This is a genomic window from Bacillus sp. M6-12 (assembly GCF_002860285.1).
Lineage (GTDB): Bacteria > Bacillota > Bacilli > Bacillales > DSM-1321 > Peribacillus.
In genome coordinates, this window is record NZ_PGVF01000001.1 from 666317 (window position 1) to 685968 (window position 19652).

Here is a 19652-nt window from a genome sequence, read left to right on the forward strand (position 1 = left end):
AGTCAATTTCTTTTAGACAATAATTTTTTCTATTTTTTGAAACGCACTTCTTAGTCCTGAATTTTTTGTGTAAAGCAACACTGGCAATCCTAAGAAGTTTGCATTTGCAAATTCCTTGTTCAATATTGGAACAGTCGTCATGTTTTCGGCTTGAATCCAATCCTCAATTTCCTTTAAAGACAAGTCAGCTTTTTCAAATTTATTAATGATATAATAAAGTTTTTTGCTGATGTTTATGCCCTTTTTAGACAACTCATTCATTTTGTAAATTGAATACCCAATAGTCGATACATCTTGTGTCAGAGTCATAAATACCTTATTAGAATAAAGTAACGCATTTGACGTTGCAGGATGGTTAATATCTGATGGGACATCTAAAATGATAAAGTCATAATCTAATTGGAACATGAGATACAAGAATAACTCTTTAGAAAATCCCATATTTACATGTGCTTCTAATCCTTCTTCTGGTTCTCTTGTGAGATACTTGTTAGAGAAGAACATAAAATCTAATGTATTCGGGAATTTTCGGTAGTTTTTCTGCATCAGGCTTTCGGTTTTCTTTAAATCAGCACTTTTCACAATCGCTTCTTCTACTTTTTCAAAATTATTATTCTCCAAAGCAGTTAGAGCGGAATCAATGCCATCTTCTACAAACCCTAACTCATACCAATAGCTTACAGCAGGAGTTTTGTCATCGAACTCAATAAAAATGGTTTTTAATCCTTTTTGAGCTAATGAGAGAGCTGTGTTAAAAGCAAGTGAAGAGTTCCCTACTCCATTTTTACTACCTAAGAACGTAATGATTTTTTGTTTTGTAGTCGAAACCATGTTTTCTCCAAAAGAACTGGTGATTTCTGATTTAGAAACCAACTTATCTAAGAAACTTTTCTTAGCACTATCCTTTGGTGTTTCTTTTGGTACTTCTACCTTTTTCTCTTTCTTTACTTCCTTTTTAGAAGGAGCAACAGGCGTTTCTTCAACAGGAATCATTTCAGGTTCTTCTTGCTTTTTCACATTGATAGGTTGTTCTTCAGTTGGCTGTTTACCTATTGGAGCATGAACGCCTTGGTCAATGTAGATTTCTTTAATAATTTCCTTTTCTTGAATGATGGCGTTTGGAGCTTGGAATAACACTTCATTACGTCTTTCATCCAAAACAGGAACAGGTTGTAGGTGCTGAACATCTTTGTATTCATTCGGCTTACGGATTAAAGCAACAACTTCTTGTGCTCGAATCTTTTCACCTTGTAATATGTCATACACACCATAACTTACAAGTGTAGCAAGAAGAGCATCACCTGGTTCTCTTTTTCCAGCAATAAAAATGATTCTCTTTTTACTAAATTTTTGGCGAATTTCATATACAATAGACAAAATGTTTTCTTTTCCTTCTAATGTCTCACGAATGACAACAATATCAGGATTTTTCTGACCAATCGCACGAATAATTCCTTCACGATAAACCGTTGTTCCAACAAAAACAAACTCTTTTTTTAGCTGTTTTTCTAAAAACTCTTCTAACTGTCTAAAGCCAACTGCTAATAGAATTTTTTCCATTTTATCTTTCCACCTCCTCAATCAAATGACATAATTAATCGTTTGAGCTTATTATTCCATGTTTTTAAATCTCACTCAATCGGTTTTATGTCTGACTATGTTCTATGTTTTTCGTAGTCTATATTCAATATATAGAAACTTATAAATTATATTCAACTTATGGACAAAATAAAAGACACAGGCAACAATGACCTGTGTCTTTCTGGTAGAACGATTATTTTATTCTTGGTTTTTGAACTTATTAATAAGATTGATAAGCTCAACTGTATCTAAGTGCTTCGTAGCATCATCCCATTTTACATTGTCCATTTTCTCGATAATTTCTACTAAAACTTCTTTCTTTTTAGTAGAAGTCATTTTACCGTTAATGGTAAAGTTGTTAGAATAGATTAACTGCGGTAGCCCTTGTACATTGGATTCGTCTGTAGCGATTCCAGCGATTTTTAATAAATCAGAAATTTCCACACTGTATGCATCCGCTAATTTCTCAATGATTGGATAAGATGGAGCTTTACGTTCCCCTTTTTCAATACGATTGATATAGCTTTGACTGATACCTGTGATTCTTTCTACATCTTTTAGGGAGTAATCCTTTTTCTTTCTTAAATCAAGGATATAACTTCCGAAACCTTCTGGAATTGCACGTTGAATACGGTTTTGTAATAATCGTGCTTTTCTTTTTAATTTGTTTTTCACAAATTTCAGAGCATCAGTAGAACCTTTGAAAGAAGCAACACCTTGACTAAAGTTATCGAAAATTTGTTTCATTTCTTCATTAGTCAAATCCAATTCATTAATCAATGAGTTGATTTCGTCAACTTTTTCCTGTGTTTCGTGACCTTCAGCCGTATCAATAACCTCCATGACACGTAAAACACTTTCGATTCCAAGCCCTTCCATTCCTGCTTTTAACTCTTCGTACCATCCCAATTTTTCTGTTTCAACCTTTTTGTTTGCCATAATAATCCTTACCTCCTCTGATGTTTGAACCCTAATAAATTAAATTAAATTAAATGATAATAAAATTATTAACCTGAAAAATACAAAAGATTAGAAGACCTTCACCTGCTTTATGCTCTTTGCCTTATTATATCCAAAATATTCAATGTTTATAATCAACGAAATTCATCTTGACAGTTTTTAGTCAATGACATATAATTAGGACTATAGTCAATGAAATCACTCGCATTGACTTAATACCAAAAAAACATAAAACAGGGAGGAAATTATCGTGTCAGAATTTAAATTAACAAGAGGAACAAAAGAACTAATCAAAACAGCTATTCAGGAAACAAAGTCCAACAACCGCTATGTACTATGTGAGAAAATTGCGGATATGGTGGAAACAAAATATAGCGGTTTAAACCTTGAGTATCAGTTGGAAAGAATGAACTTACAATCAACTGGTAAAATCCTTCAAGCTATCGACACTTATTTCTATAAACATCTTAAAAATAGCGATTTTTAATTTTGCCTACCGTTTATTTACTTAAAGTTAGTCAACGTCTTTAATAACGATTTCGTTATCATAAGTCTATGCTAACAAAAAAATTGTTTAAAGTCAACGATGTATATAGAAAATATAAAATAAATTTTCTGAAACTTGCCTAAAGACAACGATATATTCCTAACCTATGGTATTTTATTTACAAACCCTACCCTACATTGAGTGAGAATAAACCTACAACCTACACGAAATCATCATATATTATGTTTTAAAATGCCTTTACATACAATATGTTAAAGGCATTTAGTGTTTATACTAACATGTGAGAATCTTGGAAAGAGGGGAAGAGTATGAAAAGTGCAATTAAAGATATTCTGAAATCTCTTTCTCAAAGGGATGTTGAAGCGTTAAAATCTATTTATCTATATAGATGTTTGACTATGAACCAGCTTTATCAATTACATTACAGCAAGTCTTTACTTAACAATGAGTTGGTTTCAGATGATATAGCCAAAAAGAAAATTGGTGAATTATTGAATTTTGGATTGATTGAAGAAGTGGAAAGAATCTCGAAAGTTATTTTTGGAGAACCTGACCCTGTTTATTTCTTAACTCCATTAGGTATTGAAGTGATTCGTTATTGCTTCGATTTACCTACCAATATCTATGATGCAAAGAAACAAGTAGTGAAGAGAGGTTACTATCGTGCTTCTGAATTAAAAATTTATCCGAAGAACATTAACCACCAAGTTCACTTAAACCAATTTGTTATAGATTTTGCTCAGTTAAATCTCGATATAGGCTGGAAATACTATGATGAAAAATACGTTAGTCAATTTACCAGTATTCGACCAGATGGGATGCTTACCATTTTAGATACTGATTTTTTTATCGAAATGGATATGGCTACGGAAAGCAAAAAACAACTCTTAGAGAAATGGGAGAACTATCGAAATTTTATTAACTCCAGAGAATACGCTTATAAAGAACGTAAAATCGTAGTTTTGTTTGTATGTGAAAATACAACCAGAATCAAAGAGCGAACAGATTTGGTCAAATATACGATTTATGAACGAATTGTCGATACGATTGACGCTGACTTTGATATTTATGTTGGCTCAAGAGAAGAACTTCTTACACTGTTATCAGATAAGATGATTCCAGCTTTAAAAGGAGAACACCCACAACTAACCGAAATTAAGAAAACCTTAGTTGAAAAGGAAGGATTTCATGTTTCTAATGGAGATATATTAAATTCTGTCTTTCAAGGAGTGGAATTTGGACTCTATCTACGAAAAATCAACGAAGATAATCATATCATGGTTGAGAACAATCGGATACAAGAATTTCTATTGGATGAATTTTCGTATAGTGCTTTATCTGTTCTAAACAAAATGGCTTATCTGGATAAAAGTAACTTGTTCTTTAAACAAAAATACAATCGTGAAATCGCTTATGTTGTAGTCGGTGAAAGTGAAGAACAAATCTATCGGGATATTAAGTTAGTAGACTTAATTGGCGTAAAAAATGTCTACTTCACTACGTTCAAACGATTAAATGAACAACCTTTTCATGAAGCTCTTTTCCAATTTGACTTTTTAGGAAATATTCAACATTTTTCTGATAGCGGATTAGAAGAAAGAGTTTTTGAGAAGACAATGAAAATTGAATCCATATAAATAATCCCCCACTTGGTCATTATCCTTGTTGGGGGTGTTTTTTTGCAACAAAAAACACAGGTTAAAACCCTGTGTTCATGATTACTTAACTTCCATTCTTTCTTCTGATTCTCAATCGTTTCCGTCTCTTCATTAAAAATAAGAGAGGGCAACCCCCTCTCCTATTTATTATCTTTTTGTTTTTATAGAAGAAACACGTCTATTAGAAATCTTTACGTACTCTTCTTCTTGCTCTATTCCAACAAAATCAATATCCTCTAATTGACAAGCAACCAGTGTTGTTCCACTACCAGCAAATGGTTCAAGACATACTCCATTTTGAGGAGTTACTAATTTTACCAATTCACGCATAAGGTCTAAAGGTTTCACTGTCGGATGATTGTTATGAACACTTACTGATTCACCACTTCTTTCAAAGAAATTCAACAAATGTTCAGGTATTTCACTTGCTCTATATCTCATGATTTATTCACCCTCTCTTGTTTTAATAATATCTTTGATGCCATCTGTACGGATTAGTAAGTCGGAATTTTTTATTTGTGTTTGAACTTTCTCATATTGCTCTATCATTTCTTCTGTAACAGGTATAGATTCGTTTGTATCGATGTTAAATGCCAGATAAGAATTGTTGTCATTTGGATTGATTCTAATAACGTATCCATCTCCAACCGCCCAATTCATGATTTGTCCCACTATTTTCTCTCTATTTTGGTCAAAAATGTTTTGTCCATAAAAATAAGCGTGTTCAGATTTCATTCCTAATAAATGCAAGATAGTAGGCATCGTATCAATTTGTCCTAATGGTTGCTTGTCTATTTCAACAATACTCTTATCAGGTGTATGAATTAAGAACGGAACTCGTTTTAATTTGTATAAATCATTGTAAGCTAAATCAGGGAAGAGTTTTTCCATTTCTGGTTGTTCCAATTCAGAATCATGGTCTCCATACATAATTAATACGGTATTATTGTATAATCCCTTTTCCTTTAACTCTTCAATTAATATCCCAATCGCTTTATCTGCTTCATGAACAGATTGAATATACTTACCTACCTGTGTACCTTCTAATTTTCCAACATTGAAATCTGTATCTCTGCTATCAAAAGGAGTATGGTTTTCTAATGTGATTAAAAAGCTGAAGAATGGTTGTTGCAATGTTGCTATTTTATCAACACTTTGAATAAAGAAATCCTTATCTCTCATTCCTAATCCTGCAGTATCTTTTATATCGAACTGCTTTTCAAAATAGCTTTCTTGGAAACCATATGATTTGTGCATATTTACACGATTCCAAAACTCCCCACGATACGCATGGGCTGAAAAGGTAGAATAACCTTCCCTTTCCAATATTTTAGGGAGTGTATAATAATCATTAAAACCATAAAGGATATTTGCACTTCCACTTGATAAACCATAAAGAGAATTTAATGTTAGATATTCAGCATCAGATGTATGACCATATCCTACTTGGTTATACATGTTTTCTGCATAGTAACTCTCTTGTATCAATTTATTGAAGTTCGGTGTGATTTCTTTCCCTTCTATTTTTTCATTTACAACATATCTTGCAAAAGATTCCATCTGAACAAATAATATATTCTTTCCTTTCATGGAAGCCCAATAAGGATTCTTTTCTTGCTCATTTGGTTGATAAAAGGATTGACGGATTTCTTGTATTTTTTGTTCGTTCAATTCTGGTTTAAAGACTTTTTCTTTAATACTTTCATACGTATCAACAAAGTGGAAATTGATTGTCCCTATCATACAAGAAGCAAGAGCATTAGAATTTCTATCTTTTATCCCATCGTCTCCAAGATGTACCAGCATAAAAGCAAAGTTACCAAATAAGAACATAGTTAGAAACGTAAAGTAAACAAAACCTCTGTTTAAATTTAGTTTTTGTTTTTTTGTACTTACCTTACTTTTGAATAGAAACAATAAAACACCTATAAAAATAAGGTCTATAAAGTATAAAATGTCTTTTCCTTGCAACAGATGGAAGATTGCATTTTTTACATCATTTGCTTGATTTACCTGATAAAGAAGGGAAAAAGAAGTGAAGTCCTTAAAGTGTCTAAAATACACTGCATCTGCAAAAATACTGATAGAAATAAAGAACGAAACAAAAAGGAGAATCCATTTTCTTTTTCGGTTCGATACAAACCAAAACAAACCAGCTATTGCAATTAACGTCAGTGTAGTAAATATCTTAGCTGGTGTTGTAAGGAAAGTATCCCCTTCAATATAAACTTCATCAAAAAGAAGAAGATACTTCGCATAAAGAAGGAGAGCAAATATTGAAATATCAAAAATAGGATGTTGAATAAATCCTTTTAACATTTTTTTAAATTTCACGCTATTATTTCTCCTCCTTTACCCCTAATCGTTTTAATTCATTTTGTACATATTCTATTTGTTCAGGTGTTAGGTCGCTTCTCATTTGTAAAAGGTCTTCTTCAATTTTTCTTTCACTTTTTGTTGCTTTGGAGCAAAAAAAGAATCGACTGCTATCAGGATGTGTCTGCTCTAATTCTTCCGCTACTCTTTCATCTATCATGACATTAGCAGGGAATCTCCCACCTTCATGTGGTGTATAAGCGTTAGGGTCATAGTGTCCGTAAATTCCATATGTTCCAGTGGTCGCTTTTTGATTGCCTGTAACACCATACTCAAATCGGTCATTTTCTTTACGTTCAATTCGACAAGCGTCTATATTTAATGCACCTGTTCCATGTTGAAGGACATTTTTGACAATCGTTTTTTCACTAAGAGGCTTTCTTGCAATACAAATAGGTTCATTTGCTGGTTTTAATGCAGTATTCCAACCATGCCATTCACTTGCTTCCTCTGTTTGCGGAATATCTTCCGTTTCTCCCCAATTACCTCCTTGCCCCATTAACACACCGTTTTTTCCACCAATAGGGCGTTGCTTTTCGCTAAGTGGTCTTTTCTTTCCATAGAGCTTATCAATTGCTTTAGAAATGTTTTGTCCCTTTGGCATCCCTTGACCGTATATCCAGCTAAATAATCCTCTGTCATTCTGCTGGTCTATTAATCTTGCAAAAGCACTTGCTTGTTCTGTTGATAAGGAATCCATGAAATTTGCTAAGTCTTGATTTCCGTCATAAAAGACATCTATTTTATCTCTAATTTCAAATCCAGCCTCTTCTATGGCTACTGCCATTCTGTGATAGGTGGAAGAAGCAGAGAAAGAAAGGAGATGTCCTCCTGGTTTTAATACACGAAGACACTCTTTCCAGAATTCAATATCATAAGCAATTCCAGTGGAATCCCACCCCTTTGACATGAAGCCTATTTCATAAGGAGGGTCGGTTACAATAGAATGGAAGTAATTATCAGGGAATGTTTTTAACACTTCTTTGCTGTTGCCATGATAAATATGATTGTGTTGAACCAATCAAAAACACTCCCTTCTCTATTATTTTTTCTCTTTATTTTTTGGGTCACGATTCGTTGTGATAATATAATCGCTGTTAAACTGTCTAATATCGTTCATTAATTCATGAATGGTATTTTGCGTAAATCCAGCAACATTCACGTTTTCTTCTTTCTTTTTGTTGTGTAGAAAAATTTCTAATAAAAAGATTTCTTCTGGTTTCGGGCGACTATACACTTTAATTTCTTTGATTTTTGTAATGTCAATTTCTTTGTTTCCTTCAAATTCGTTGTAATAACGGAAGATTTTTCGTTCAGGGAATATTTGAAATGGATTTTTTTTCATTCCCAACATATATTTCACGTCATAATAAACAAACGCTACTAATAGAAATGAGCCTAATCCAACTAATGCTTTCGCCCACCATTGAATATCGGAAAACATAAAGTTAAAGAGAACGACACCTAATATCACTAATAGCGTGGTTTTTCCCATTGTCTTTGTCATTTTGTTTAAATCAAAAAAGTACATTTTGTCGAAAGACAATTTCTCTGGTTGTTCTTTGTTTTCTATTTCAACTTGATTTTTTTCTTGTTTTTCCACAGTCTTTATCCCCTCTCTTATTTAAAATAGGCTTCCAGATTCTTAATCTGATATTTTTGGAAATTTTCTTTGGCAATTTCATAATTACTTTGATTGTTTTCAAAGCAGATAAACTGTCTTCCAGTACGGAGTGCAGATATGGCAGTTGTTCCACCACCAGCACATCCGTCAAATACAACATGTCCTTCATCAGTGAAGGTTTTAATTAAATCTTCAAAAAGTCCAACAGGTTTAGCAGTCTTATGACCCCCTACGACAATCGGATAATTAAACAAGAACCGTTCAGGAATTTGAACTTCTGTTCCGTTATTTTTTACACGTTTTCCACGCTGATTGTTAAACACCCAATTTTTGCCCTTTCGATTCCAGACAAAGAACTCAAACGCATTAATTGGCATTTTGTCCATATTGAAGACTGCAGGATTACTTTTTTCCCAAACACCAATTCTTGGGCTTCCAGTGTCTTTTCCTAATGCGTCTTGAACAATATCGTTAATTTCTTTTAGTTGTTGCCATGACCCAAATACAATCATGCTTCTTCCTTTTTTCAGGATTCTGGCACATTCACGAATGTATTGTTCAACATCAAATTCCTTATCCCACTCTCCAAATTCCATCCCTTCGTATCCACGAACGTCTTTATTTTTCCGTTTATAACGGTTGAGTTTGGCAAAGTTGGTTTCACGACTAATCAAATAAGGAATATCCGTCAGAATCATGTCCACACTCTCGTCTTCTAACTCCTTAAATCCTTCAAATGTATCTCTCAATAAAAACTGATTATTCACCTTTTCACTCCTCTCTCTATGTTGTTTGGTAGAAAACTTTATCTATGGTGTAGAGAAGAAATTTTGATAAAAGTCCCTTTTTTCTTCTGTTATGGATTCAGCTATTCGTTCATAGGCTTTTTCATAAAAACCTTGTTCTTTTTCAAAAGCGACAAATTTTCGACCAGTACGAACAGAAGCAATAGGAATTGTTCCTACTCCTGTACAACTGTCTAAAACGACATCCGATTCATCTGTGTAGGTACGAATGATATATTCTGCTAAATCTATGGGCTTTTGGGTGGGGTGAATAGGTGGGTGAGGCTTCGGATAAAAAAGGGTTGTTCTTGGATATTTTTTTGTATCCCCTGTTCGATTTGCCGAAGGATTTTCATGACTTTTAAACTCACCGTAATTGTTATTTTTTAATTGACCTTCTTTGTATTTGCTCCCCATCCCATGAAGAGGTTTTCCTTCAAAAAATTGAGGATTGTATGTTGGAGCTTTCTTGTAAAACACAAGCAGTTCTTCAAAATCAAAGAGAGGCATCCGTTTCGCATTTAAAAAATTAGAAGGTCTATCTTTTACCCATATCCATTTGTACTTAAAGAGCTTTCGATTACTTTGTATGAGGTCACTTGCAAAGAGATTTTGAGCAAACAATACAATAGCTCCATTTGGCTTAATTACACGTTCATACTCCTTCCAGAGCACGTCATAAGGGATAACCGTATCCCAACGATTCTGTGTCGTTCCATAAGGCAAATCCGTAAAAATTAAGCTCACTGATTGATTTGGAATTTGACACATTCCTCTTTCTCCTACACAATCTTCATGAAACAATCGGTTCTCCCACACTTCTAAACCACCTCCTTTTTAGTCAAAAAATAGTTTGTATCGTTTATAGTCAATATTGAGAAGGAAGTAATCGTTGATTCCCAATCTCTATATAAGTAGGGTCAATTTCAAATCCAATAAACTTTCGATTCCCACCTACATTCAAAGTAGCGATTGCTGTTGTAAAGCTACCCATAAAAGGGTCTAAGATAATATCTCCTTCATTAGAGGAGTTCTGAATAAATAGCTCCATAAGTTCTACTGGTTTTTCCGTAGGATGAAGTTTGTTTCTGACGTTATCTATTTCAATGACTGTTTTTGAACCAAGATTGTGAATGTATTTGGCTTTTCCTTTCCTTAAAAAGAGAATGTATTCTGCATTTTTCATGTAATATTGACTTGGCGTACAATTGTTCTTTTTCCACACCAAAAGATTATGAAGTTTAAAACCAATCTCTGTTGCAATATTCAACATTTCTTGTAAATTAAGCGTATTGGTCATGACATAAAAATGAGATTGTGGTTTCAATACTCGATATACTTCTGTCATCCAATCTTTAATTTTGATGTTGTTATGTTGAAAAATCTTTCCGTCATTCGATAAGAGAATTCCGCTTGGTTGTCCTTCTTTTCGTTTCCTTCCACCGCTTATAGTCTTGTAAGCAGGGTCAGTTACACAAAGATGAATGCTTTCCGAAGGAATGGATTTTAAACCTTCCAAACAATCCATTTGATACACATGATTTAATCTCATATTTTCACGAATTTGACCACTCAATATCTTCCCTCCTTACTATATCAGACATTATTGCTTATAGTCTATATATATTTACTTATTGCCTATTGTATAGTATAATAAAGCCAACAAAGTTTTTGAATAGCATATTTGCTCTACAAGACTTTAGTTGAATATTGTTGATGGAAGGGGTTTTTGGAACTATGAAATTGAACATTACTGCAAAGAACTTTGAATTAACGAAAGGAATCACTCAATTTGTTGAAGAGAAGTTTGAACGTCTTACAAAAAAAGTAGACAAAAACACAACTCTCCATGTTACCTTATCGACCAGTAAAGAAGGTCAAAAAGCAGAAGTTATGCTTCATGTCGCTGGTCAATTATTGAAAATGGAAGCTGTTCATTCTGACTTGTACGTATCTATTAATACACTCATTGATAAAGTGAATTATCAAGTCAATAAACGAATTGAAAAATCAAACAAACGTACTCATGAAACGATTCGCTATGCGGAAAACATTAAATTAAACGAAGGAGATGAAGATATTACTATGGAACAAAAAGAACCAATCGTAAAACGCAAACAATTTGACATGAAACCAATGATGGAGGAAGAAGCTATTCTTCAAATGGAAATGTTAGGACATTCTTTCTTCTTCTTCTTCAACGGAGAAACAGATACAATGTGCCTTCTTTACAAGCGTAAAGACGGAAATTACGGTCTAATCGAAAGCGTTCGCTAACAAACAGAAACAGGCTCTTAGTAGCCTGTTTTTTTATGTACTTTTTATGTTAATCTTCATGCTTTATTCATACTTTTTTCATATCTATTTATCAAAAAATAAAAAAGAGTACAGAATTACTTCCGTACTCTCTCTAACTGTTTAATAGGACATTAGAGAACCTAACAGCTTCAACCACCTATTCATAGGTTGTGGGTCTTTCAGGGTCACTGGTTTGTTCTCTGTCTACTATAGCCCCTTTTTCAACTCCTATTAAATGAGGTCATCCTCTTCGTCATTCATAAAGCTAATTTCATCAGAAGAAGAATCATTCTTTTTAGCTTCATTGATAGTAAATGGTTTATCGTCTGCCTCTAATACAATGTCATCCGTAAAGTCGTCATCAGGAGAAATAAATTCTCTTTTATCAACAGGCTTTTTCTTTTCTTCTACAAGGATAAAGTCATCAATGTTTGGCACTCTATCAGGAATCTCTTTCTTTGTTGCAGGAGCAACAACTGGATTCTTTGCGATAACAGGCTCTTTTTGAAGAACAAGGTCTTGTACATGAGCTTGTTGAGGCGTTTCTTCTGAAGAATCCTCTTTGCTTGTATTATCAAGACTTGGCTTTTTAAAGATGTTTTCATTGTATTCTTCAATCATGGCATCCAGTTTATTGTTTAATTCAACTGGAATGTATTCAATTGTTCCAACTGCTGGTGATTGAATACTATTTTTCTTGATTAATAGATACGTAATTTCTCCGAAAGGTCGATACATAATATCCGAAGGGGAGAAACGTGCTTCCATTGCTTCTGTTTCACGAACACTAACATTGTCGTAACTCATTTTTTGGAATCCATATAACGGATTGAATTTTTGTGAAGAAACCCCTTTTTGAAGTGTCTTTTTCAAAATTTCACCAAATTGGTCACTGTAATATTTCGCATCCAGTGCGTTTCCACCAGGATAGATAATGATATTACGTGCGTTCGTAGAAACAAGCTCGATAAAGTCTTTCCCTTCTTGTCCACGACCCATACCAATTAACGCTCTGTTTTGTGTTGCAAGGTGAGAAGCTACACGATAAGAACGACCTTGTGTAAGCATGTCGGCAAAACCTGGGTTTGCATATACTTGGAATTCATCTATATACAAGAAGTGTGCAAGACGAGTATTCTCATTCCCTGGTCTACGGAATACAGACGCTTGGAATTGAAGAATGATAAAGTAACCCAAGAATCGACCAAGGTCACGCAATGTACCTTGTGCAGTCGCAATTGCAATAACTCCACCTTCTGCAAGGTGTTTATCGAAGTCAATATCATTCTTTCCTGCTGGTGGATTTAACACTTTACGCAAGAATTTATTAGAAATCAATTTACCAACTTGTGTACGTACTGCAGAACAGTGTTCATACGTTTTAGATTTCTCATTGAAATAGTCATTCAAGAAGTATTGAGCAATATCTGAATTTTCTTTTGCAATTTCTGCACTTTCAGCGTTCATACGTGAGAAAGACATAACCATTTTTCTCCCTGCTCCACCAGGATTTGCAATTAGTGTATAAAGGTCGATAAAGGTTGCATCATTTGCCATTGTTCTTTTCAATACTTTCAAGGCATTACGAATAAGGTTTTCGTTCATGTCCATGAAGAACTGTGGAGAATCAGGGCTTAACATTTTAAATGTTGTAGCAATGTTTTCAATTACATCCTCTTCTTTTCCGAATAAAGGGTTAAAATAAGGACAATCGGGCAAAATAGGATTAAAGTAGATAACTGGTCTACCATAATGTTTTGCCATTGCATAGATTTTTTCAGCCAAATCCGCTTTTGGTTCAATTACAGTAATACCACAATCAGGATTCTGCATATCTTGGTTAATCATAGGAATGATAGTTTGAGAGGTTTTACCAGAACCCGTTGGTCCAAGAACTAACATGTGCAAGAATCTATCTTTAAATGGTAGAATCTCCTCTTTTCCAGTATCTTTATTGACTGCTATTTTAATATCTCCTTGTTTTGTTTCAGTTGTTGAAGATTTAAGACCAAATTTCTCCAAAATGGAGTTTTCATAAATATTGTTAAAAACATCTTTGGTTTCGTCTTTTCTTACCAAAGTCATAATCCCAATAGATGTTGCAATATTGATAAAGATACTCAATCTGAATATGGCATGAGCTTTCGATTCACTACTGGACATTCCTCCTAACATTAAAAAGAAATGATTGACTAATGAAAGAATGAAAATGAGCAATGAAATTTTAAAAATTTTAAACCCATATTTCTTCGATTTTTCTTCTGTATAATCTTTTCCTACCGCAAAGACGATAAAAATAAGAGCAAAAAGAGTAAAGGTAACGACTATCAAACCTTTATAAAACAAATAGGCAGATACAAAATTTGCTATTTGAAGGGTAAATAAAGCGGTGATAATTGTATTGAACTGTTCTTTTAATACATTTGTTGCTTTGGCACTTAACTTGTTTTTATTCTCTGACAAAACTTGTCCTCTCCTTTCTATGAATTGTTGTTATGAATCAAACTACTTTTTGTTTTCGTTTGTTTCTGTTGTTGATTCTACTGGTGTATCTTCAAAAGATTCGACTTCTTCTTCAATCGTTGGAGTTGAAATACCATCGTTTGCCTTATCTTTCAGCTCCATAACACCATCCATAATTGGTCTGCCACTTTGTCTGTTTTCTTCCATTTTTGTCCACTGACCAATTGTGTAATAATTAGATTTGTTGTAAGGGTCTTTAATCATGTAAAAACGAAGAACACCGCTTTCATCTTCTAAAATATAGGCTTCTAATTTGAATTTTTCTAAAGTAAATTCAATTTTGTGATACGTTTTTGTTTCAGGGTACATAATCCCAATTTCATGAGGAATTTCCTCTGTTGTCTTTTTTGAAATAAGTGGATACGTTTTTTCTTCATAAAGAACTGGATTCAAACTTCCATCATAAAGAATGACATATTGCCTTAAATCTGAATCAAGATGAAGCATGGCGATTAATAAATCTTCAGGGTCTTCAAACGCACCCATCAAGTTTACAAGAGCCAATCCATTTACTTCTCCATCTTCATCGGTAAGATGACCAGAGAAAAGATTAGAGAACAATGCACCATCGTCTTGCAATTTTTTCAAAACTTCTGCATCCTCTGTGAATTTGTAACTACTCTGCAACTTATCAAGTTCCTTAATTCCTTCATCGAACTTATATTCACGATAAAGGTCACGAACTTCTTGCTCTTTCCCTTTCATTTCACCTACACTCAATTCTTTTTTCCCTTCTGTTAATACAGGGTCTTCTTTTCCTTCATTCATTGGATTTGTGTAAACAGGTTCTTCATCTTTGTCCTTTGCTTTATCCCCTTCACCCTTTTGGTTTTGAGAAACTTGGCTGGTCTTAGGAGTTTCTTTGTCATTATCATCATTTAAATGTTTGGAAGTATAAATGCTAAATCCCAAACTAACGACAATCGCTACACTTAATGCACCAATCATGATTTTCTTTTTCGCTACTTCTTTCAACGATATCTCCTCCTTATTATTTTGCATATAGTCAATTATATAACTTTCGTTGACTATCTTCATATAAATAATATGTAGAATCAAGTTTAATAATGAATTTTTACAAGCGTATAACAAAAAAAAGCCCCCTACAAAGGGAGCTTTCTTTTATTTCTTATTAGAAAAAACAAAATCCAATTTGGTTTTATTTAATTTTAGTTTTGCTTTTCCTTTCTTACCAGACTTCCATGTAAATTCAAGTTCTTTGGATTCTTTACCAGCTAACAACTTTTTAGCTTCTGTTTTGCTGATTTTTGCACCCATAATTTCTTTTCCAATAATGAAATCGCATGTCTTTTTATACTCTGTACACAAGTAGAAACTTTTACCTTCCACTACATTCGACTTACATTTTGGACATTGACCTAATGATTCTTTAGTGGAAGCAGTTGAAACGGTGGCTTTCAAGCTCTTAAAGTCTTCTGTCGTTTGTTTTGCATATTCAATCATTTCTTTATAGAAGTCTTCAGCTTTGTATGTTCCTTTTTCTATGCCTGATAATTTTTTCTCCCATGTAGCAGTTAATTCGGGAAGAGTAATATCCTTGCCTTTTAATGCTTCGATAACAGAAATTCCAAAATCAGTAGCATAAAACTGCTTTACTTTACCTGAACCTTGTCTACCCATGTATTCAAGGTCAACCAGTTTCTCTACAATTCCACCCCTTGTAGCTGGTGTACCAATTCCATTTGCTTCTTTTAGGACAGAAGATAATTCTTCATCTTCTACAAACTTCGTTGGGTTTTCCATTGCTTTACCTAATGTTTCGTCATTATAACGCTGTGGGGGAGATGTTTTCTTCTCAATTAATTTTACTCCTTTTAGGTCATACACTTCTCCTTTTTTCACATCAGGAAGCACATTGTCAGTCTTTTTGTAGTTGTATAATTCCATAAAGCCAAGGTCTACAAGCACACTACCAGTCGTATTGAACTTATGTCCATTACTATCAGTAATAATGTTTGTTTTGTTTGTTACCATTGGTGGTAAGAAAATAGCCAAAAATCTTCGGCAGACCATTTGAAAGATATTCTTTTCTTTCACAGATAACTTAGAAAGGTCAACACTTACCCCTGTTGGTATGATAGCGTAGTGGTCTGTAACTTTCTTATCATCTACGTACTTTTTGTTTCCTGATACGGAAGTCAGTACAGAAGAATTTTTCATAATGGCTTCTGTTTTATCTTTCAATTCTGGAACTGATAACAGAGATTTTAAATGCTTGGTAAAATCTTTTGCTATGGCTGTTGTAAGAAATGGAGAATCCGTTCTTGGATAACTTAAAATTTTCTTTTCATACAGTTCTTGAGCAATCTTTAAAGTTTCTGCCATTGTATAACCAAAGGTTCTGTTGGCTTCATTTGATAATTCTTGTAAATTATGAAGACCAGGAGCAAATTTAGTTTCCTTCTTCTTATTTACTTGAACTACTGTTCCTTGTTTACCTAACTTTTTAATTAGGGTTTCTGCCTTTGCTTTATCTAAAAACTTGGTTTCATTTTCGTTTTCTGCATCAAAATAAATCCCTTTATATGAACCAAAGTTTCCTTCAATCTCCCAAAACGGTTTAGGTACAAAGTTACGAAGCTCCAGTTCTCTATCAACAATTAATTTTAGGACAGGTGTCATAACACGCCCAACACGAATTTTCTTGTTGGTTGTCATACTCACTGCTCTCGTTCCATTCAACCCAATTAACCAATCAAAATAAGCTCTATATTTAGATGCGATTGTCATGTTCTGTAATGCTGTTTCTTTTTCATCACGCAAATTATCTAAAGCCCTCTTAAGTTCAGGTTCAGTTAAATCTTTATGCCATATACGTTTAACTGGTAATTTCACTCCGATAGAATCATAAAAACTAAAGAAGATATGTTGTCCTTCACGACCAGGGTCACATGCGTTGATAATGTAATCATATTCACCAACTTTAATGGTTTCTTTAATATCTTTATACATTGCATATTTGTCTTTAGTTGGCTTGTACTTAAACTTATCAGGAATCATTGGAAGAACAGCTAAATTCCACTTTTCCCAATCTTTGTTATATTCTTGAGGTTCTTGCAAAGTCATCGTATGACCAGCAAATGTTTTAAATTCAATCGTATCTTTATGACCATATTTATTGTAAACTGCTTGGATTTCCTTCATTAAAGAAGGTTTTTCTGCAATTAGTAATGCTCTCATGAGTACATTCCTCGCTTTCTTTTCATAGAAATAGCCTACTTTCAGTATAACCTATTCGTAGACTATTGTCAATTATTTTTTACATTTTCGCTTCATTGTTGTGGTTTCGATTGTATCTTTTCTTCTTTTGTTGGTTGCTTATCTGTTGAAGGTTTGTCTGCTTTTTTCTCTACCTTTTCAACAGGTACTTGCGGAAACAAGCTATCAACAAATTGCTCTACTGAAAGAGAATCTAATTCATTCTTTTCATATACTTGCTTGTAAATGACAATTTTTTGAATTTCGCCATCCCACTTTACATCATAGTGGAACAATTCAAAGATAGAGTGAATTGGAAGATAGAGTTTTCCATTATCTAAAACAGTGAAATCCTTTCCAATAGGCGTTCCATTGAAGGAAGCACTTGAATCCTCTTTGTTCACTTCAATTTTATTATCTCCATTTTGTACCGTTAATTTTTTCTCTTCATTCGTAATTTCAAATCCAGTTACTTTGGACATGTCAGAAATATCAATATATGCTCCACCATTTTTCGTAAAGAATGGAATAGTCGTTTCAATGACTTCATTATCAACAAAGAAGAAGTTTTTTCCTTGAGCAGATAGTAGACTTGTTACCTTTTTATAGGCTTGAATATCCCCTTCTGTTAATTTCAACATTTTTTTATTCAATTCCAATGCTTGTTCTTTATCTCCGTTAATTTCAGATTCTTGTCCGAATTTATTGAGCATACGCAATTGAGTGGAATTAAACATTTTGATTTGAGTATGAATGAGCGTATCCAAGTCCCTTCCTGCAGTTCTTAAATCTTTATTAGACCCAATCAATTTATTCATCAATTCTTTTGAATTTTTGATTTCATCTGCAGTTAGTTTGGACATATCTTTGGTCTTTACTTCTTGAATTAAAGCGGAAATTAAGGCATTGTCTTTTGATTCGTTATCGCTTTCCTTCTTTAAATCACCTTCTATTCTGTGTAATTCTAAAATGTCCGTTACAGATAAGATAGTCTTTTGGTTTTCTTTGTGAATGTCAGAGCGAACCGTAAAATACCCTTCTACTAAAACCATTTTTTCTCCTAACGATAATTCTTTAAAAGAATCCGCATAAATGGTTTCCTCTAACATTTCTTTTCTCTCTTTTAATTCCTTTGATACTTTTTCATTTGAAAACGACTCGAAATTAGGCAAAGTTGAATTAGAATATGAGAAAGTTGGTGTAGCGGTTGCTGTATCTGTGACACTTGTTGCCATTGCTGGTACAGACGAGCCAAGTGTTAATAGTGCAGTTAAAAGTAATGTACTTTGTTTCTTTTTCATCATGTTCCCTCCTTTAATTAATGATACAAAATGTATAAAACATTATAGTAAGCTACTATATAGTTTATCAGTTATGTACTATTTAGGCAATAAAAATAGAGCATTAGACTAAAGTCTATGCCCTATTCTTCAATCTTGTTCATTGATAACGTGGAAACGACTAAAAGGTAGCAATCTTACAACCGCTTTTCCTCTAATCTTTTCTTTTTTTACAAATCCCCAATTATGAGAATCGTAAGAGTTATTTCGATTATCTCCAAGAACAAAATAATTCCCTTCTGGAACAACCGTTTTAGAATATGTGTAAGTTGGTTTTTCATTTAGATAATCTTCTTGTAAAGAATTATCATTCACATAAACCAACCCATCCTTGACTTCTACGGTATCACCAGGTAGCCCAATGACACGTTTTAAATAGGTTTCCTCTTCATTTTCAGGAAACTTAAAGGCTATAATATCACCTCTTTCATACTCGTCAATTTGAGTATAAACCATCAAATAGTCTTTTACGTGCATGGTTGGGTACATTGATTCTGATGGTACAATCGCAAAATGGAAAAAGTGCGACATACACATCAAAATAACAATAATTCGAGTAAGTCTCCAAAGATTCTTCCCAAATTTAGCCACAAATTTCTTTTTGAAATTTTCATCAAAAAGTTCTTTCATGCTCCACATAACGATTCACCCCTTATATGTCATCCTGTTAAAAAAGTTTTGTTCCAAACACCTTTTTCTTCTTAGATATTTCATTATATAAAAAAAGCCTTCATTCCATAAAGAAATAAAAAAGAAAAGGTAGCCATAATAGACTACCCC

Annotated in this window: 17 protein-coding genes; 3 read left to right on the plus strand and 14 right to left on the minus strand. The window is 33.4% G+C overall.

Going from position 1 to position 19652, the window contains the following annotated elements; translation table 11 throughout:
* Positions 1–12: 12 nt before the first annotated feature.
* Together CVD28_RS04565 and CVD28_RS04570 are read right to left on the minus strand one after the other, a co-directional pair.
* A complete protein-coding gene (locus CVD28_RS04565; protein ID WP_101591168.1) occupies positions 13–1560 on the minus strand; it encodes a ParA family protein in 1548 nt (515 codons plus the stop codon).
* Between the two features lie 219 nt (positions 1561–1779).
* The gene (locus tag CVD28_RS04570) at positions 1780–2520 is read right to left on the minus strand and encodes a helix-turn-helix domain-containing protein (protein WP_101591169.1); all 741 of its coding nucleotides are present in this window, start codon (positions 2518–2520) and stop codon (positions 1780–1782) included.
* Positions 2521–2791: 271 nt separating this feature from the next.
* On the opposite strand from CVD28_RS04570, the gene CVD28_RS04575 reads away from it, so the two are divergent.
* Positions 2792–3028, plus strand: a complete 237-nt coding sequence (locus tag CVD28_RS04575; protein WP_257985748.1) for a hypothetical protein — start codon at positions 2792–2794, stop codon at positions 3026–3028.
* Between the two features lie 329 nt (positions 3029–3357).
* On the plus strand, positions 3358–4686 hold the full coding sequence (locus CVD28_RS04580; RefSeq protein WP_101591171.1) for a replication-relaxation family protein: 1329 nt from the start codon (positions 3358–3360) through the stop codon (positions 4684–4686).
* A 168-nt stretch (positions 4687–4854) separates the two neighbouring features.
* On the opposite strand, the gene CVD28_RS04585 is transcribed toward CVD28_RS04580, so the two are convergent.
* The 7 genes from CVD28_RS04585 to CVD28_RS28555 are packed head-to-tail and all read right to left on the minus strand — an operon-like array spanning position 4855 to position 11068.
* Positions 4855–5148: a site-specific DNA-methyltransferase gene (locus CVD28_RS04585; RefSeq protein ID WP_101591172.1), complete on the minus strand. Its 294-nt coding sequence runs from the start codon at positions 5146–5148 to the stop codon at positions 4855–4857.
* Between the two features lie 3 nt (positions 5149–5151).
* Positions 5152–7041 carry an LTA synthase family protein gene (locus CVD28_RS04590; protein WP_101591173.1) on the minus strand — a complete coding sequence of 630 codons (1890 nt, stop codon included), beginning with the start codon at positions 7039–7041 and terminating at the stop codon, positions 5152–5154.
* 4 nt (positions 7042–7045) lie between these two features.
* On the minus strand, positions 7046–8104 hold the full coding sequence (locus tag CVD28_RS27875) for a DNA methyltransferase (RefSeq protein WP_101591174.1): 1059 nt from the start codon (positions 8102–8104) through the stop codon (positions 7046–7048).
* Between the two features lie 21 nt (positions 8105–8125).
* Complete coding sequence (locus CVD28_RS04600) at positions 8126–8686, minus strand: hypothetical protein (protein ID WP_101591175.1); 561 nt, start codon at positions 8684–8686, stop codon at positions 8126–8128.
* Between the two features lie 17 nt (positions 8687–8703).
* A complete protein-coding gene (locus CVD28_RS04605) occupies positions 8704–9474 on the minus strand; it encodes a DNA-methyltransferase (protein ID WP_101591176.1) in 771 nt (256 codons plus the stop codon).
* A gap of 42 nt (positions 9475–9516) precedes the next feature.
* Complete coding sequence (locus CVD28_RS04610; protein WP_101591177.1) at positions 9517–10311, minus strand: DNA-methyltransferase; 795 nt, start codon at positions 10309–10311, stop codon at positions 9517–9519.
* A 49-nt stretch (positions 10312–10360) separates the two neighbouring features.
* Positions 10361–11068 (minus strand): DNA-methyltransferase, encoded by a 708-nt coding sequence (locus CVD28_RS28555; protein WP_101591178.1) that lies wholly within the window; start codon positions 11066–11068, stop codon positions 10361–10363.
* A 161-nt stretch (positions 11069–11229) separates the two neighbouring features.
* Between CVD28_RS28555 and hpf the strand changes: the two genes are divergently transcribed.
* Positions 11230–11769 carry a ribosome hibernation-promoting factor, HPF/YfiA family gene (gene hpf / locus CVD28_RS04620; protein ID WP_180953930.1) on the plus strand — a complete coding sequence of 180 codons (540 nt, stop codon included), beginning with the start codon at positions 11230–11232 and terminating at the stop codon, positions 11767–11769.
* Between the two features lie 252 nt (positions 11770–12021).
* On the opposite strand, the gene CVD28_RS04625 is transcribed toward hpf, so the two are convergent.
* From CVD28_RS04625 to lepB, 5 genes are all read right to left on the minus strand, one after another.
* Positions 12022–14253 carry a type IV secretory system conjugative DNA transfer family protein gene (locus CVD28_RS04625; protein WP_101591180.1) on the minus strand — a complete coding sequence of 744 codons (2232 nt, stop codon included), beginning with the start codon at positions 14251–14253 and terminating at the stop codon, positions 12022–12024.
* Positions 14254–14295: 42 nt separating this feature from the next.
* Positions 14296–15288 carry a hypothetical protein gene (locus CVD28_RS04630; RefSeq protein ID WP_101591181.1) on the minus strand — a complete coding sequence of 331 codons (993 nt, stop codon included), beginning with the start codon at positions 15286–15288 and terminating at the stop codon, positions 14296–14298.
* A gap of 147 nt (positions 15289–15435) precedes the next feature.
* Positions 15436–17514: a DNA topoisomerase gene (locus CVD28_RS04635; RefSeq protein WP_101591182.1), complete on the minus strand. Its 2079-nt coding sequence runs from the start codon at positions 17512–17514 to the stop codon at positions 15436–15438.
* 92 nt (positions 17515–17606) lie between these two features.
* Positions 17607–18833, minus strand: coding sequence for a stalk domain-containing protein (locus CVD28_RS04640; RefSeq protein WP_180953932.1), 1227 nt, complete (start codon positions 18831–18833; stop codon positions 17607–17609).
* 129 nt (positions 18834–18962) lie between these two features.
* The gene (gene lepB / locus CVD28_RS04645) at positions 18963–19511 is read right to left on the minus strand and encodes a signal peptidase I (RefSeq protein WP_101591184.1); all 549 of its coding nucleotides are present in this window, start codon (positions 19509–19511) and stop codon (positions 18963–18965) included.
* Positions 19512–19652: the final 141 nt, after the last annotated feature.